The following is a 15,449-nucleotide window of genomic DNA, read 5'->3' as shown; positions in this document are numbered from 1 at the left end:
AATCCTAAGTATTATATTTTCCTGAGGGGATTACAAGGAAAGGTGTTTTCAACTGAAATCCTATTTCATTAATGACAGGCCTGAACAGGAGGTTCTCAAAGAATGAATGCTTATTGCTTATCATCACCAGCATATCTACATCATTTTCCTTTTGAAAATGATAAATCCCGCTTGTCACTGTATCTTTCTCAATGCTGTTAAAATTGTGTTTGGTCCCTTCAAGATAATCTGCAAGCAGTTCTTTTGATTTTAATTGCTTTGGTCCCAGTTCAAAACCAAAACTTATATGTAAGACCAGAACCTTAGCCTGGTGCTTTGAGGCCAGGTCTAATAGGACTTCCAGATGGTGCTTTGTGTAATTCACATCAAAATCTGTTGGGAAAAGAATATTTTGGGGAGACTTGTAGGCAAAGCCTGATGGAATTGCCAGTAAAGGACATTTCACTCTTTTTATTGCGTGAACAGTGTGGGTGCCAAAGAGAATTTGCTCTGCTCCTGTTGCCCCTTGTGTACCCATAACCACCAGGTCTATATTCTTTTGCCTTACCTGTTCTTTTATCTCCTCATTCAGAAGGCTAAAGGCTGATATTCTTTCGAAGTGATGGTTTGGGTTGGAGAATTCCTTTTTGACTTTTTTTTCAACTTTTTCCAGTCCTTTTTGGGAGTTCTTTTGATAGATCTCGTCCAGGCTTAAATTGGATGGGCTATAAAGAATGTATTCAGAATCATATAAAACAGGGGTATAGGTATTCAAAAGGTAAAAGGTACATTCTTCTTTTTGAAATAATTGCACGGCATATCTTATTGCATTATATGCGTTTTCAGAAAAATCTGTTGGCAGTAGAATTTTTTTCATGAGATTGGATTTACCTGTTATTATTGATTTCAATAGGATTCCCTATGGTAGTTCTGCAATACCAGGAATGGTATCCTGGGATTAAGGCTTATTTTATTAATGGTAGACTCATATAAAATGCTTTCCAGATAGGTATAGCGGGAATTTACCATAACCAACATATCTATTTTTAAAGCATCGATCTCTTTAAGAATAGCTGTAATCCTGTCTTCCTCCTCGACCCTGTGATAGAGGGTTTGTGCGTCCCTGAGCTGCTCTTTAAAAAATGACTGATTATCTCTTTGCCTCATCGATTCCAGCGGGAATTTTGAAATATATAGCATATGAACAGAAGCGCAGTAGGATTTTGCAGTCTCTGCAACCAGTTTTAATTCCCTTCTCTTGTAGGGTATCATGAAATCTGTAGGAAAAAGCAAATTTAAAAGACCATTGAATTTAAAATTCTCAGGAATGCTAAGAACCGGGCATTGTATATATTTTACTACCTGCAATGTGTTGCTTCCAAAGGTGAGAGAGCGGTCATTGCTTCTCCCCCTGGTTCCCATAACTACAAGGTCTGCATTTTCCTGGTTTACTAAATCATTCACCTCATCTATCAATAATCCATAAGAGGCAATAGATTTAACCCTGTGTTTTGGATTGGGTGAGAACTCTTTGATCTTTTCTTCCAGGTCCTCCAATTTGTCCACAGCCGTAGAGTGGGTTTCCTTTTTTAAGTTCTCCAGGTCATCACTCTGCTTTTCCTCTTCCAACTTGTAGATCTCTTCTGCATAAGTGTGTAGAAGAAAAATTTCACATTGTTCATATTTGAATAATTCAACAGCGTACTTGATTGCATTTAATGCATTTTCTGAAAAATCTACCGGAATAACAATCTTTCTCATGATCCTTATAATTTGCTGAATAAAGTTAATTGATTTTTGCAGGTTATTTTATGATTATTATCAGTTTATTTATAACGGCTTTCGCTTTATTTAACTGTAAACCAAAATTATATGGATTGTTTTTCTAAAAAATAATTGGCCGGGCCTCTTCTTTTAATCTGATAATTGTCATAAATTTAAAAGACCAATTTCCATACATTAGAACCAGAAAATATAATCCAGAAACATGAAAAATTCTGTAAACCTTCAAACTGCCGAAACCTTCTATCAAAATTTAGGTAAATTATTTTATGCCATTGCTGCTGCAGATAAGGTTGTGAGGGCAGAGGAAGTAGCTGCCTTAAAGGAAATTGTAGAGAAGGAATGGCTTAAGATAGATGAGATCAATGATGAATTTGGAACAGACACCGCTTACCAAATTGAGATCATATTTGACTGGCTTGATGAGAATCAACCAGATGCAGAGGAGGCTTTCAACGATTTCAAAGAATACCGCAGGGATCACCAAAATTTCTTTGATCCAGATATTGATAAGTTGATATGGAAAACAGCCGATACTATTGCGGCTTCTTTTGCGGGTAAAAATAAGGCAGAGGTAATAATGCTATCAAAGCTTAAAGCACTTTTGCAATGACAAAATATCCTATTTGCCAGTGTTGTGCCGCTCCCCTTGGAAATGAAAACAGGGGGACAAATCGTAATGGGAGCTTGAATGAAGATTATTGCAGGGCCTGTTATGTAGATGGGGAATTTACAGATCACTCCCTAACCCTGCATCAACTGGAAGTGAGATTAATGGAGATGGCAGAGGTTCATAACGAGATCTCCCTGGAAGAAGCCAATGAGATCATTAGGAAATTACCAGACCTTAAAAGATGGCAAATGAGTAATATCTAAACCCCGCAAAAACAATAGCAGGAAGCCATAGTCTATACCATTTTATTACCATTGTTCTTTAAAGCTAAGCAGGGGAATACGTGTAGATGATTCCATTCTTTTTACCACATCCCTGTGCAAGACAGATTTTACTGCCAGTTTAGTTTTGCGTTCCATCATTACAATGAGGTCTGCACCCATATCTTCCAGGAACTCATTAAGGCCGTTTATAACGTCTTCGGAAAAAAGAATGTGGAATTCAAATTTATCAAAATCTGTTTTTTCAAATAACAACTCCTTAAACCATTCCATAAGATCTTCTGCATCGCCGTTCTGGTTTATAGAAACGTGAACTATGTGTATTTTGTATTTTACGGCGGTCATGAGCTTTATGAGTTCACAAAGGTGATACACATCTTCCTCCTCAAAATCTGTTGTGTACATTATTTCTTTTATGTCCCGAAATTCAAAATTACCGGGAACGGCCAGGATTGGAATAGGGGAGGTTGAGATCAAATTGGTTGTTGTACTTCCTAAAAAGAATTCTTTTACAGTACCAGATCCACAAGTTCCTAAAACGATCATTAGCACATCCATATCAATTGTATACCGCAGGATCTCCCTGGAAATATTCTCCCCTTTGATCACTGCAAGAGAGAGATTAAGTTCTTCAAAATTTTGTTGAAGGTTAAGACTGCAAAATTTCTGGAGCCTGCTGGTATGGTGGTCAAGCACCTGTCGTTTTTCTGCAGCAGTTCGTACCGGGCTTAGATCATCTGGATCAAACACGTGTAATACAATCACATCTGCATTTAGAATTTTACCAAACTGATATGCATATCTCAGGGCTGCTACAGAGTTTTCTGAAAAATCTGTAGCATATATGATCTTTTTCATGACCGTGGTTTAGGTTTCTTAAAAGTATTCCTTTATCAGGGGATAAGAAATGATAAAGATCAGGTTACCAGCCTTTATGACATTAATTTGCGGCATTTTTAAGTTCGCGCTGCTTCAGTTTTTCCAATTTTCTGAAATATCCTCTAAACAGGAAGTTATGCTTAAGGGCTTCCATATTTTCATTCAGTTTTCCTGCTGCTTGTTCTGCATTTTCAACCGTCGCCTCCAGGCTTTTTACAAAGGTCGTGTCTGTCGCTATAAAATTGAGAGTTCCCTTACCATTCACGAGCTTTTCAGAATAGGAATTAAGCCCGCCGGTAAGTGAGTCTATGGTTTTCGAAGTGTTTTCCAGATTGTTCACCATATTCACAACCCTGCCCGCTGTGACAGTATCATTAAGCAGAACTCCGGCAACCCCATGCTTAAGATCAATCTCTCCCAAAATGTTATTTAACCTTGCTATCGTTAAATTGGCGTTTTGGGTGGAGGCTTGAAGGTTTTTAAAACTTTCTTGCATGTTTGCGGCCATTTGGTCATCCTTTAGCAATTTTCCCAATACCCCTTCCCCTGCATTTATGGCATTTGTGATCTTTAAAAGGTCTGCAGTTAGCAAGGCGGCATTTTCATTGGTCGTATTCAGAGTTGTAAGCATATCAGCCGTGGCAATCTTACTTATTGATGCTATAGTGTCTCCAGCTCTTATGCTCTCCATACCATTACCTTCGCCTGGAATAATATTCACTATCATACTTCCCACTAGTCCATCAGAATTTATTGTGGCAAGGGAATTCTTTTTGATGAGGTAAAGGGATTCCTCGTTAACTACCATATCAACACAAATAGCAGTATCATTTATAATATTGATAGCTCTTACAGTTCCAATATTTACCCCTGCAAAACGTACATTATTGCCTTGCTGTAATCCATTTACATCCTTAAATACAGAGGATACTCTGGCGGTATTTCCAAAGAGGCTTTGCCTGCTGCCAATATAATATACAGCGAGGGTGAAAATAAGCAGGGAGAAAATTACAAAGATCCCAAGATTGATATTTTGTTTGGCAGATTTTTTCATGGCTTTATCTTTATTTGAAAAATGCTTTAACTTTTGTATCCTCCATTGTTGAAAGTTCTTGGAAGGTTCCTTCAGCATAGTTAATACCTTCCAGTAGCAGGATCATCCTGTTGCTTATTACTCTGGCACAATCAACGTCATGGGTAATAATTAAGGAAGAAGTTTGGTACTTTGTCTGGATCTCCATCATGAGGTGAATGATCTCCTTTGCGGTTATGGGATCAAGCCCTGTCGTTGGCTCATCATATAATATAATTTTTGGCTTAAGAATGAGTGCTCTTGCCAGGGCTATTCTTCTTTGCATCCCGCCAGAAAGTTCAGCCGGCCTGTTTTCAAGGGTATGTTCCAGGCCAACATTTTTTAAAGCCTCAATTACCAGGGCCTCCACATCCTTTTCTTTAAGGGAACGGGTATGATGCCTTAAAGGGAATTCAAGATTTTCCCTTACAGTCATGGAATCATATAATGCACTTCCCTGAAAAAGAAAACCAATATTTGCTCTTAGATGATCCATTTCAGGGCGTTCTAAGGAATTGATATCCTTACCCAGTACCTCCACGCTTCCCTTATCTGGAGCCATAAGACCTACCAAACATTTTATCATTACAGATTTCCCTGATCCAGATTTCCCCATGATCACAAGGTTTTCACCCTCATATAGCTCAAGGTTAAAGCCATTTAATATTTTTAAGTCTCCAAATCCTTTATGCAGGTCCTTTATCCTTAAAACCGGTTCCTTATCACTTTGTCTCTTATTTTTTTTCTCCTTTTCCATGATTACCCGTAAAAGATGTCTGAAATGAAAACAGCAATAAAATCAATAATAAACAGGAGCATCGATGTAAAAACTACGGCCGAGTTAGAGGCTTTACCCACTCCGGCAGTACCTTTGTTGCTGTTATATCCTTTGAAAGTCCCAACAAGGCCTATAGCAAAACCAAAAAAGAAGGTTTTAATAGTGGCAGGGAAAAGGTCACTAAATTCCAGGGCTTCAAAAACCTGATTAAAATAAAGAACGAAAGAAACATTTCCTTTCGCATTTTCAATGATAGCTGAGCCTATAAGAGCTATGAAATCTCCAAAAATTACTAATAAAGGAATCATAATAGTTGTGGCAGCTATCCTTGTGACGACAAGATATTTAAAAGGATTGGTGCCAGATACCTCCATTGCATCAATTTGCTCTGTCACTTTCATCGAACCCAGTTCGGCGCCCATCCCAGATCCTATGCGGCCGGCACAAATAAGCGCAATAATTACGGGTCCAATTTCCCGAACAATTGAAATGCTAATCATACTGGGCATCCATGCTACCGCACCGAATTCTTCCAAAGTTGGACGCGATTGCAATGTGAAAACAAGGCCCAGGATAAATCCTGTTACCCCAACTAGAAGAAGGGACCTGTTGCCAACATTATAACATTGCTTTAATAATTCACGAAATTCAAATGGAAGTGAAAAAGCTTCTTTAAAGAATCTCCCGGCGAAATAAGAAAGCTCGCCAATTTCACTGAAAAAGGATCGGGTATTGGCAAAAATGGGTGAATTAGCACGCATTTGTTTCCCTTTTAATTGATTCAAATTTAATCCAGAATACAGGGGGAAACAATGACAGCCGTCAGGTTTAGACTGATTCCCTTGGGCATTAATTAAATGTCAGTTATTTCGAAACAGACTTTAAATCAGTAAGTTATGACAATTTATTTTCATAATAAAAGGTTAAATTAAACTTCTGTGTTTTTCATTTGTTTTAAATTAGGAGGGTGATTATCTGCCTCTACAGGATAAATCGCCTCCCAAGTCAATTTACAATCCCTACAAGCGCGTACCTCCCTACATAATTATTTGTCCGGTCCGGGACGTTTACGACTGTTTTAATTATTGAAGGCCCAGTTGTTATTGGCCTTTAATAACATTTTCAGCTTTACCTCCCTAACCATTATTATAAAAGAGTCTCCAAAAAATGGCATCCCGGGATTGGGAGCCTTGTTCTAACCAAAATTTTTATGATGAAAAAATCACAATTACTCAATGCCCTTAATCTTTTCATGGTTTTGGTCATAGTGATCTTATTAACATCCTGTAGTCAGGATGCTATGGAACAGGTAGAAGACGCAAAAATAGAAAATGACGCTAGATCTTCAAATGGTATTCCAGGCAGGTATATAGTTATAGTTTCGATGGAACCGGCAGTTAAGAACCAAAAAGCAGCTGCTATTTTGGAGGAAGTTACCGGCGAGGTAAGAAAGATGCCGGGTGCGAAAATAAGTATGAAATACAGCCAGTCTTTAAGTGGTTTCGCAGCAAACCTGAGCCAGAAACAAGTGGCTTTGCTTAAAAAGGATAAAAGGGTTACTGCTGTTTATCAGGATAAATTAGTATATCTGGAGGAAACCAGTGGCCAAAATTTTCCTCCCTGGGGGTTGGATCGTCTGGACCAAAGGGATGGATTATTAGATAGGGCATATGCCTACAATGCAACGGGGGATGGTGTTTATGCCTATATAATGGATTCAGGTATAAGATATTCGCATGAGGATTTTGGGCAACGGGCCACCTTGGGAATAGATTTAGTCCAGGAGTATCCAGATGAGGAATATGATAAAAATAATGGGGAGCTGGAACCTGGGAACGATTGCCATGGTCACGGTACACATGTCGCCGGTACGGTAGGCGGTACAAAATATGGAGTTGCCAAAGATGTTAATCTTATTTCTGTACGTGTATTCAGTTGTGCTGGTATAACTTCCTGGTCCCGCCTTATCCTTGCGGTTGACTGGATAACAGAAAATGCTTTAAAACCTGCAGTGGTAAATATGAGTATAGGAGGTGAGGCAGCAGATCCTGTGGATATCGCCATAGAAAATTCTATAGCTACCGGTATTCATTATGTAATTGCAGCAGGGAACTGGAATAGTGATGCCTGTGGTTATAGCCCTGCTCGTGTTGCCACTGCTCTTACAGTTGGCGCAAGTAGAATTGATAATTACAGGGCTCATTTTTCCAATTTTGGGGATTGTGTGGATATTTATGCTCCGGGTATGGATATTATATCGGCTTCTATTACAGACGATACATCAACCAAAATTAGTAGCGGTACTTCAATGGCTGCACCGCATGTTGCCGGCCTGGCGGCACTTTATCTACAAAAGAATCCAGACACCTCCCCGGCATCACTTCATGATGCAATTATTGCGAATTCTACCGGGGGAGCAGTGATGGAAGTACCGGCAGGGAATAATAATTTGGCCTACAGCCTCTGGGCTCCGGCAGAATTTACAGCTCCGCCACCTCCAGATCTCAATCTTAGGGCTATAGGTATTAAAGGCAAGGGTAGCACAACTATTCATCTTGTTTGGGACCCTACAGAAGATTCTCATGTGACTATTTATAAAAATAATTCCTTGTTCTCTAGATGGTACAATACAGGTGAATATAGTCTTACCGTAAATGGTGGTGGAAAAGATTCTTTTAAAATATGTGAGGAGAATTATGATAATTGTTCTGAAATTGTAACGGCCAATTTTAATGATGATTCCGGTTTTGAACCCAATCAACCTCCTGCCGCCAGTTTCCCATATGTCGTGGATGGTTTAACCGTACAATTTTCCGATACCAGTACAGATCCTGACGGTACAATTAACGCCTGCACCTGGTATTTTGGAGATGGCTACTATACTACCAGGCAAAATCCCCTGCACACTTATCCTGAGCCGGAAACTTATAGGGTAGAGCTACATGCCTCTGATGATCTCAGGGCATCAGATTATCACATAGAATACATAACCCTCACATTGGATGAGACCGGGGATCCAGACCCAACCGACCCTAATGAACCAACAGATCCTGAACCTAATCCTGGGGATATTGAACTCTCTGCCAGGGGTTATAAAATGAAGGGGACCTGGCATACAGATCTTACCTGGACGCCGGCGGGAACATCAACAAAAGTGGATATCTACCAAAATGGTAATTTCCTTGCACGGGTTGACAATACAGGATCTTATACCGATGTCACGGGATATAAAGGAGGAGGTTCACTTACATATGAAGTTTGTGAGGCAGAAAGTAAAACTACCTGTTCGAATGTAGTGACCGTGATGTTTTAAAATTGAGGGGACCTTTCAACCCTTAAATTTCAAATGATGTATCTTGAAAAGTTATTAATAACAAAAAATGATTCCAAGAAGAGGTTTGGGCCCTACAGGATGATTTTTTCTCACGAGTTTCCTTTACAATTTCTGAAAGTAAACTAGTCAAAAAAATTGACTCCAGGAAAAAACCTGGTAACAGGAAGCTAACAAGACAAAAAACTTAAGCCTCTCCCGGCCCTACACCGGAGGGGTTTTTAATTAAAAGAATAAAGACCCTTGCAGGCTAGTTCTATTCTTCCTTTATAATATAAGAAAGTTCCTCAGAAAGTTCCGGGGTAGGATTGATCCCGTGCACTTCCCTCGCATGGGTTGCAGCCTGGCTTAGCACTTCCCCTTCAGTTTCACCACGTATTACTTCGTTGCAATCAAAACCGGCATCTCGACAATGTAGCGTTTTCATAATTCCTGGGTTTTTCTGGTTAAAAAGATATTACGGTGTTCTCCTATAAGGCACCTTATATTCTTGAATTTGTTTTCTATGAATATAATAACTACAGTTACAAAAAAATGTAAGGGTTTTCACCTATAATAGATACACTTGCAACTTCTAAGGAAGCTTATTACTTCTTAAGGAGAAACTTTAGCGGGATATGGGCTCGTTTTTTCCAACTGCTTTCATTGTGGCCGGCACCATCAATTTTCATTGATATCCAATCCTGCTGCGGTTGATACCCTTTAGATCTCATTATTTCATCTACTCTCAATTGGTATGGCTCGTAATCTTCATCAAGCCCCCGTGTACCGTAATCAAAATAGATTTTATGATCACCGGCCATAGGTAAGGTTGTGGTGAGTTGGTTGATAAAAACCTCCCCTATAAGGGGAACAGGCCAGTGGGTGGAAACACAGGCTGCTGCTCCGAATGTTTCCGGGTAGGAGGTGAGGGCGTAAAGGGATATAAGTCCTCCCATTGAGGACCCCATAATTGAGGTATCTTCTCTTTTGAGAGAAGTATTATAGGTGGAATCAACAAAGGGTTTTAATTCTTCTACAATAAATTTTAAATAATTATTTGAAAGCAGTTCTGTAACTCCAAAATTCTCTTTTAACAGAGCCTGCGCCTGTGGATTATTAATATGTTCTTCCGGTACCTGGGGCATATATTCAGGAAATCTCTTGCGGCCATTGTTCCATATACCTATTACAATTGCAGGAGGCACGAGCTTGTTTTGAACCAGGGAATCCATGGTTTCGTCTATTCCCCATTCCACATTTCCATACGCAGTGGATTGGTCAAATATATTTTGTCCATCATGCATATAGATCACCTTATAAGCTTCAGAAGGGTTGGTGGTATAACCCGGTGGCAGCCATATTTCCACGTTTCGGTCGTCTACGTATTTGGAAGAAAAATTGGGGTGGTATATAATAGTGTCATTAAGTAACACGGCATATTTGTCCAGCTTATTTTCAGAAATAATATTGGATGAATCCTTCTCCTTTCCCGGGTTCTTACAGCCGGTGATCAACAGCAAAACTGCCAGGAGGGAAGGCCAAAGATATTTCATTCTAATTGCTGGTCAATAAAACCAATAAGCGCTCCCAGGCAGCATCGTGAGCTTCTTTATTCGCTTCGTGGGTGGGATCCAGGTGAGCTCTTTTCATAAATGCATGCCCGGCACCTTCATAGATTTTATATTCATATTTTTTCCCGGCAGCCTGCATTTGGTTCTCTGTTCTCTCGATCGTGGCATTCACCCGGTTATCATCACCCCCATAATAGCCGTAAACAGGGGTGTTTATTTGAGCTAAAGCTTCTGCATCATCTGGAGCTGTTCCATAAAAAACGTGAGCCGAAGCCAGGTCTCTGTTATGGGTGGCATATCTAAAAGTTTGAGAACCACCCCAGCAAAACCCCAGGACTGCTATTTCCCCATTGGAAGAGGCATCCTTTTGAAGAAACTGGTATGCAGCATCAAGATCCCCGGTTACCTGTTGTGGGTCAAGATCATAGATCGCATCCCTTGCAGCATCTGGATTCTCAAAATCTGAAGTTCTTTTCTTTCCTTGTGTATTGGAGATCATATCTGGTGCGATAACCAGGTAACCCTGGGCAGCAAGTTTATCTGCAAACAATCTGGCCCAGTCATCCAGGCCCCGATTTTCATGGATTACTATAACAGCCTTTGTTTTTTCACTTTTTTCAGGATATACTACAAAGGCCTGGAACTCCCTGCTACCATTTTTTAGAACGACCCATTGATGATGTCTTGGGCTCTCTGAGAGCTGTTCGATTATAGATCTATCTGCCTGGATCGCAGTGGGGTCTTCCTTTACCGTTTCCTCAATTTCCACTTTTTCTTTGAACAGGGCACAAGAGGACAGGAGCAAACTAAGAAAGCCAAGGCTTAAAAAATTAAGTGTACTTTTCATATTAATCAATTTATTATCTATGGCGGCAGTACGTTTTGTTTTACGGCTATAGATTTAATCCAAATATCAATCTAAACTCACTGCTTTTGAGCTATATTCCTACCTAAAAGTACCAGAAGGGAAAACCACCGGACTCTCGTGACCGTTTGTTCCTACTGATGATACTCCAAAATAAAAGTTATCTATAACAATCCCGGTGAGGGTAAATTCATTAACGTCACCTACAAATCTTGAATGCTGCCATTGTGGAGCTGTGGTATCCCTCCAGTAGATCTTATATCCCGCAACATCGCCGCTTACTTTTTCCCAGCGTAACCTTGTAGAAGGTTCTACGATCCCACCAATTTCTACATTTTTTGGTGCAGGTGGGGCCCAGGCCAGGCTGGCAAGATTAATAGCATTTACTGCCGTGAGTTTTGCCGCGTAATCGAAATTTACTCCTTCGATCACATCCCCATACTCAATCCCATCTTCGGTTCTAATATCCTGGTGCTGCCTGTTGTAATTCTCATGGGCCTCCATAATACGAATCCCGGGAAATCCAAGGTCGTTAAAAGGACGGTGGTGGCCACCTCTTCCAAACCTGTCCAGCCTGTAGATCATCATGGGGTTCATCTCTGGCATATAGGTTTCAGTAGTTTTATGCACATAACGTGCAAGTTGTCTTGAAATACCATCAACTTCTCCCCCGTAAAATCTTCTCATATTTCTTTCTCTTTCTGTCTCGGTGGGAGGCACCGGCCCAGAAAAAATCCTGAAGCTCCTATTGTCAATAACACCGTCTACACCTTCTATATTTCCTATCATGTCATTATTAAGGATGCCGATGATCTCCCAGTCATTTTTCTGGGCATATTCTGCCAGTCCTTTTCCCCCGAAGAGTCCCTGCTCCTCCCCAGACAGGCCAACATATATAATACTATTTTCAAATTCATAATTGGACAGCACCCTGGCGGCTTCAATTGCTCCGGCCATACCGCTCGCATTATCATTGGCACCCGGGGCATCGGTTTCAAAATCCATCGTATCGCTTGCCCTTGAATCTATGTCACCGCTCATGATAACATAGCGATTGGGATATTTTGTTCCTTTTTGTATAGCTACTACATTCACTACCCAGGCATCATGTGGGATCCTGTTACCATCCTCGGTAGTAACAAAATCCTTTTGATAAAAAACATCCAGACAATTATTGCAATTTTGGGAAATATTATCAAATTCAGCTTTGATCCATCTTCTGGCAGCACCTATCCCGCGGGTATCAGAGATAGTATCGCTAAAGGTATTACGAGTGCCAAAACCGGCGAGTGTTCGTATATCATTTTCCAGCCTTTCTGCAGAGACTTCTTCTATAATTTCATAAATGCGCTCATCGGTTTGCTGTGCAGCAGCTGTAAAAATAAAAGCGGGAGCTGCAAGTAAGAACAACAAATGCTGAAGGGTAATCTTAATCGTCATAGTAAATTTTTTGTATGAATTGAGTTTCCTAATTTAGGGAAACTTTGGCTCAGGAAAAAAGAAAATAAAAAAGCCCCGGAATTCCGGGGCCTTATCTCTTTATTGTTGAAGCTCTTAGCTGGCTTTCATATCGTGAAGATCAGCTTTCGCTTTGTTGATCTTTTCATCTGTTTTAGACTTGCTAAGGGTAGCTTTGGATTTACTGGTAATGGCTTCTACCTTATGGTTTAGATTATCAGCAAAATCGTTGAAGCTTTTCTTAACTTCTTTCAGATAATTATCACCGGTCTCAGTGATAGATCTGCGTGTTTCAGTTCCTTTTTTAGGTGCAAACAGCAGTCCCAGCGCTGCTCCTGCAGCCGCTCCTGAAACCAATCCTATTAATAATTTTCCTGCTTTCATAATTTGGTTTTTGTTTAAGTTCTACAAAAAATTTGTAACGGTAAAATTACGCCAATAAAGAAGCCTGGCATATTTTTGCTAGTTAAGTTTGATATAATTTTATACCTGGGTTCCTAAGGATTTTAACAGTTTTTCAGGCCTTTTTTTCTATTGGTTTTTCCTTATTTCTATCGGCTTCGATAAACTTGTTTAGGAGGCTTCTTACTTGTGAAGTTTCATTTACAAAGAAGTTGGCAACAGTCTTTTTAAGCCCCACTTTTACTGTGATCGCACTATTGGGAAGCTCTTTGAAAAGCACCTCGTCTGTCCAGTCATCACCAATTGCAAAAATGAATTCAAAATTCCTTTTTAGTAGCAATTTTCCTGCAGCCTTACCTTTATTTACACCGCTGCTTTTTATTTCCAGCACCTTGTTCCCCTCCAGCACACTTAATCCATGGTTGGAGATCAATTCTTTGAGAACATTCGAAAGTTCATTTGCCCTTATTTCGCCCAGTTCTGGATCTGCTTTCCTGTAATGCCAGGCAAGAGAGTAATTCTTTTCTTCAATGAAAGTACCGGGTGTCCTGTCACAAAATGTTTCTATGACAGGCCTTACATTCTCCATCCAGTCATTATGCACGTTTTCATTAAGCTGCCATTCCTTTCCGGTTTTTCTCACCCATACCCCATGCTCTGCTATTAATTCTACAGGCACGTCCTGCCACCAGGTGCCCAGGGTTTCCTTATCCCGGCCACTTATAAGAACAACTTTTGTTTTCTTTAATTTAGTAAGGGTTGTTATTAGTTCCAATAGTTCAGGGTCGGGCCTGGCATTTTCAGGTTTATCCACGAAATTTACTAGCGTGCCATCATAATCAAGAAAAAAGATCCTGTTCCTGGTATCTTGAAATCTCTTTAGAATTTTATTTTCTACGTCTTCAGAAATTCTTTTGGCCTTAAAGGCAGGTTTGATCTCCCTGGTTCTTTCCAGTGCAGTCATGAAATCATCTGCCCATTTTTCAACGCTATAGCGTTTTAAACGTTTTTGCAAAATGGTATTTCTCCTTACCTGTTCTTCCTTTGGCATTTTAATCGCCTGCTGGATGGCATTTGCTATTTGTTCAAAATCATTGGGATTAATAATTAGAGCCTCATTCATTTCATGAAATGCCCCGGCCATTTCACTTAAGATCAAAACCCCGGTTTGATCTGTCCTGGTGGCGATATATTCCTTGGCTACCAGGTTCATTCCATCCCTAATTGGGGTTATGAGTGCAATATTACAGGAGGTATAGAGATCAATGAGATTCTCAAAAGGCATTGACCGGTAAAAATACCAGATGGGGATCCAGTTCACCGTGGCAAATTTACCGTTGATCCTTCCCACCAATTCGTCAATTTCCCTTTTAAGCAATTGATATTGAGGGACATTGGAGCGGGAGGGAACCGCCAGCATAACTAGGCGTATGTTCTCAATATATTCAGGATACTTCTCCAGGAAATATTCAAATGCACGTATCCTGTTTGCAATACCTTTTGTGTAATCCAACCTGTCTATACTTAAGATCAATTTGGAATCTGGAGATTTTTGCCGGTGGTGATTAAGCCTTCTTTGAAGTTCACTTTCTTTCCCGGCAGTAACTTCCCGGTGCTTAAGTGCAGCCTGTTCAAATTTGTCGTAATCTATTCCCATGGGGAAGGAGTCTACTTTAATGATCCTGTCTGGCAGGGAAACTTCGTTAAACTGCACCTGGTGTCGCAGGATCCTGCTCACCGAACTTAAAAAATGCCTTTCGTAATCAAAAGTGTGGAAACCTATAAGATTTGCTCCCAGCATCCCTTTAAGGATCTCTTCCCTCCAGGGTACCGTCCTGAAGACTTCATAAGATGGAAAGGGAATATGATTAAAGAAACCTATGGAAGCATTGGGTTCTTTGTCCCTTATCATTTGGGGTACCAGCAGGAGTTGATAATCGTGTACCCATATATTGTCGCCTTCCCGGTAATTTTCAATAACTACATCTGCATATTTCTGGTTTACACTTTTGTAGATCTCCCATTTATCTGCATCCCACTCTGTAAATTCCATGAAGTAATGAAAAAGCGGCCATATACTTCTGTTGCTAAAACCGTAATAAAAACCGTCGATCTCTTCAGCAGTAAAATTAACCGCAATGCAGGCTTCTTCTCTCGCTTTTTTTTCTACTTCAGGAAGGAGATTGTCGGGAATCTCTTCTTTTGTGAGGCCACTCCATCCTATCCATACACTGTCCCCATCCCGGTGAAAGGATTTTAGACCGGTTGCCAGGCCTCCAACGCTGGGGGTTACGTCTAACTTTTGATCGTCTATAGTAATTTGTAAGGGTAGTCTGTTTGAGATAATTATCGTTCTGTTCATCGTAATTTTCGGTTGCAAAATGCTTAAGATTGTTTTTTCTTAAATTACCGAAATTGTAGTTACTTTGCCTTCCTTTTAAAAGAACTTTAAGATT

15 protein-coding genes are annotated in these 15,449 nt (G+C 40.1%); 3 read left to right on the top strand and 12 right to left on the bottom strand.

The window, feature by feature from the left end; translation table 11 throughout:
- Positions 1-4: 4 nt before the first annotated feature.
- Together FHG64_RS03660 and FHG64_RS03655 are read right to left on the bottom strand one after the other, a co-directional pair.
- Positions 5-856, bottom strand: coding sequence for a universal stress protein (locus FHG64_RS03660; protein WP_139065145.1), 852 nt, complete (start codon positions 854-856; stop codon positions 5-7).
- A 29-nt stretch (positions 857-885) separates the two neighbouring features.
- On the bottom strand, positions 886-1,740 hold the full coding sequence (locus FHG64_RS03655) for a universal stress protein (RefSeq protein ID WP_139065143.1): 855 nt from the start codon (positions 1,738-1,740) through the stop codon (positions 886-888).
- A 226-nt stretch (positions 1,741-1,966) separates the two neighbouring features.
- Between FHG64_RS03655 and FHG64_RS03650 the strand changes: the two genes are divergently transcribed.
- Together FHG64_RS03650 and FHG64_RS03645 are read left to right on the top strand one after the other, a co-directional pair.
- Positions 1,967-2,374: a hypothetical protein gene (locus FHG64_RS03650; RefSeq protein ID WP_139065142.1), complete on the top strand. Its 408-nt coding sequence runs from the start codon at positions 1,967-1,969 to the stop codon at positions 2,372-2,374.
- On the top strand, positions 2,371-2,637 hold the full coding sequence (locus FHG64_RS03645) for a zinc ribbon domain-containing protein (protein WP_139065141.1): 267 nt from the start codon (positions 2,371-2,373) through the stop codon (positions 2,635-2,637). Before FHG64_RS03650 ends, FHG64_RS03645 begins: the two co-directional genes overlap by 4 nt.
- Positions 2,638-2,682: 45 nt before the next feature.
- Here FHG64_RS03645 and FHG64_RS03640 read toward each other — a convergent pair whose 3' ends face one another.
- From FHG64_RS03640 to FHG64_RS03625, 4 genes are all read right to left on the bottom strand, one after another.
- Positions 2,683-3,513: a universal stress protein gene (locus FHG64_RS03640; protein WP_139065139.1), complete on the bottom strand. Its 831-nt coding sequence runs from the start codon at positions 3,511-3,513 to the stop codon at positions 2,683-2,685.
- A gap of 82 nt (positions 3,514-3,595) precedes the next feature.
- On the bottom strand, positions 3,596-4,588 hold the full coding sequence (locus tag FHG64_RS03635) for an MlaD family protein (RefSeq protein ID WP_139065137.1): 993 nt from the start codon (positions 4,586-4,588) through the stop codon (positions 3,596-3,598).
- Positions 4,589-4,598: 10 nt separating this feature from the next.
- Positions 4,599-5,363, bottom strand: a complete 765-nt coding sequence (locus FHG64_RS03630) for an ABC transporter ATP-binding protein (RefSeq protein ID WP_139065136.1) — start codon at positions 5,361-5,363, stop codon at positions 4,599-4,601.
- A gap of 2 nt (positions 5,364-5,365) precedes the next feature.
- Entirely contained in the window at positions 5,366-6,145 is a 780-nt protein-coding gene (locus tag FHG64_RS03625; RefSeq protein WP_139065135.1) for an MlaE family ABC transporter permease, read from the bottom strand.
- A 449-nt stretch (positions 6,146-6,594) separates the two neighbouring features.
- Here FHG64_RS03625 and FHG64_RS03620 point away from each other — a divergent pair, with 449 nt between their 5' ends.
- Positions 6,595-8,697: a S8 family serine peptidase gene (locus FHG64_RS03620; protein ID WP_139065134.1), complete on the top strand. Its 2,103-nt coding sequence runs from the start codon at positions 6,595-6,597 to the stop codon at positions 8,695-8,697.
- 274 nt (positions 8,698-8,971) lie between these two features.
- Here FHG64_RS03620 and FHG64_RS03615 read toward each other — a convergent pair whose 3' ends face one another.
- The 6 genes from FHG64_RS03615 to FHG64_RS03590 form a co-directional block, all read right to left on the bottom strand.
- Positions 8,972-9,142 carry a DUF1059 domain-containing protein gene (locus FHG64_RS03615; RefSeq protein WP_139065133.1) on the bottom strand — a complete coding sequence of 57 codons (171 nt, stop codon included), beginning with the start codon at positions 9,140-9,142 and terminating at the stop codon, positions 8,972-8,974.
- Between the two features lie 160 nt (positions 9,143-9,302).
- Positions 9,303-10,250 (bottom strand): alpha/beta hydrolase, encoded by a 948-nt coding sequence (locus tag FHG64_RS03610; RefSeq protein ID WP_139065132.1) that lies wholly within the window; start codon positions 10,248-10,250, stop codon positions 9,303-9,305.
- Position 10,251: 1 nt separating this feature from the next.
- Positions 10,252-11,115, bottom strand: a complete 864-nt coding sequence (locus tag FHG64_RS03605; RefSeq protein WP_139065131.1) for a dienelactone hydrolase family protein — start codon at positions 11,113-11,115, stop codon at positions 10,252-10,254.
- 99 nt (positions 11,116-11,214) lie between these two features.
- Positions 11,215-12,573 carry a M28 family metallopeptidase gene (locus tag FHG64_RS03600; protein ID WP_139065130.1) on the bottom strand — a complete coding sequence of 453 codons (1,359 nt, stop codon included), beginning with the start codon at positions 12,571-12,573 and terminating at the stop codon, positions 11,215-11,217.
- A 114-nt stretch (positions 12,574-12,687) separates the two neighbouring features.
- Positions 12,688-12,975, bottom strand: coding sequence for a YtxH domain-containing protein (locus tag FHG64_RS03595; protein WP_139065128.1), 288 nt, complete (start codon positions 12,973-12,975; stop codon positions 12,688-12,690).
- 133 nt (positions 12,976-13,108) lie between these two features.
- Positions 13,109-15,355: a bifunctional alpha,alpha-trehalose-phosphate synthase (UDP-forming)/trehalose-phosphatase gene (locus FHG64_RS03590; protein WP_139065127.1), complete on the bottom strand. Its 2,247-nt coding sequence runs from the start codon at positions 15,353-15,355 to the stop codon at positions 13,109-13,111.
- Positions 15,356-15,449: the final 94 nt, after the last annotated feature.

This window comes from Antarcticibacterium flavum, assembly GCF_006159205.1.
GTDB classification, from domain to species: Bacteria; Bacteroidota; Bacteroidia; order Flavobacteriales; family Flavobacteriaceae; genus Gillisia; species Gillisia flava.
The sequence above is the reverse complement of the archived record's forward strand: the minus strand, read 5'-3'. Positions and strand labels throughout refer to the sequence as shown.

Excerpts from the sequence above, each read along its gene's own strand:
- FHG64_RS03650 (WP_139065142.1), top strand. The coding sequence starts at position 1,967 with ATGAAAAATTCTGTAAACCTTCAAACTGCCGAAACCTTCTATCAAAAT.
- FHG64_RS03625 (WP_139065135.1), bottom strand. The coding sequence starts at position 6,145 with ATGCGTGCTAATTCACCCATTTTTGCCAATACCCGATCCTTTTTCAGT.
- FHG64_RS03605 (WP_139065131.1), bottom strand. The coding sequence starts at position 11,115 with ATGAAAAGTACACTTAATTTTTTAAGCCTTGGCTTTCTTAGTTTGCTC.
- FHG64_RS03655 (WP_139065143.1), bottom strand. The coding sequence starts at position 1,740 with ATGAGAAAGATTGTTATTCCGGTAGATTTTTCAGAAAATGCATTAAAT.
- FHG64_RS03610 (WP_139065132.1), bottom strand. The coding sequence starts at position 10,250 with ATGAAATATCTTTGGCCTTCCCTCCTGGCAGTTTTGCTGTTGATCACC.
- FHG64_RS03660 (WP_139065145.1), bottom strand. The coding sequence starts at position 856 with ATGAAAAAAATTCTACTGCCAACAGATTTTTCTGAAAACGCATATAAT.
- FHG64_RS03595 (WP_139065128.1), bottom strand. The coding sequence starts at position 12,975 with ATGAAAGCAGGAAAATTATTAATAGGATTGGTTTCAGGAGCGGCTGCA.
- FHG64_RS03620 (WP_139065134.1), top strand. The coding sequence starts at position 6,595 with ATGATGAAAAAATCACAATTACTCAATGCCCTTAATCTTTTCATGGTT.
- FHG64_RS03640 (WP_139065139.1), bottom strand. The coding sequence starts at position 3,513 with ATGAAAAAGATCATATATGCTACAGATTTTTCAGAAAACTCTGTAGCA.
- FHG64_RS03615 (WP_139065133.1), bottom strand. The coding sequence starts at position 9,142 with ATGAAAACGCTACATTGTCGAGATGCCGGTTTTGATTGCAACGAAGTA.
- FHG64_RS03630 (WP_139065136.1), bottom strand. The coding sequence starts at position 5,363 with ATGGAAAAGGAGAAAAAAAATAAGAGACAAAGTGATAAGGAACCGGTT.
- FHG64_RS03645 (WP_139065141.1), top strand. The coding sequence starts at position 2,371 with ATGACAAAATATCCTATTTGCCAGTGTTGTGCCGCTCCCCTTGGAAAT.
- FHG64_RS03600 (WP_139065130.1), bottom strand. The coding sequence starts at position 12,573 with ATGACGATTAAGATTACCCTTCAGCATTTGTTGTTCTTACTTGCAGCT.
- FHG64_RS03635 (WP_139065137.1), bottom strand. The coding sequence starts at position 4,588 with ATGAAAAAATCTGCCAAACAAAATATCAATCTTGGGATCTTTGTAATT.
- FHG64_RS03590 (WP_139065127.1), bottom strand. The coding sequence starts at position 15,355 with ATGAACAGAACGATAATTATCTCAAACAGACTACCCTTACAAATTACT.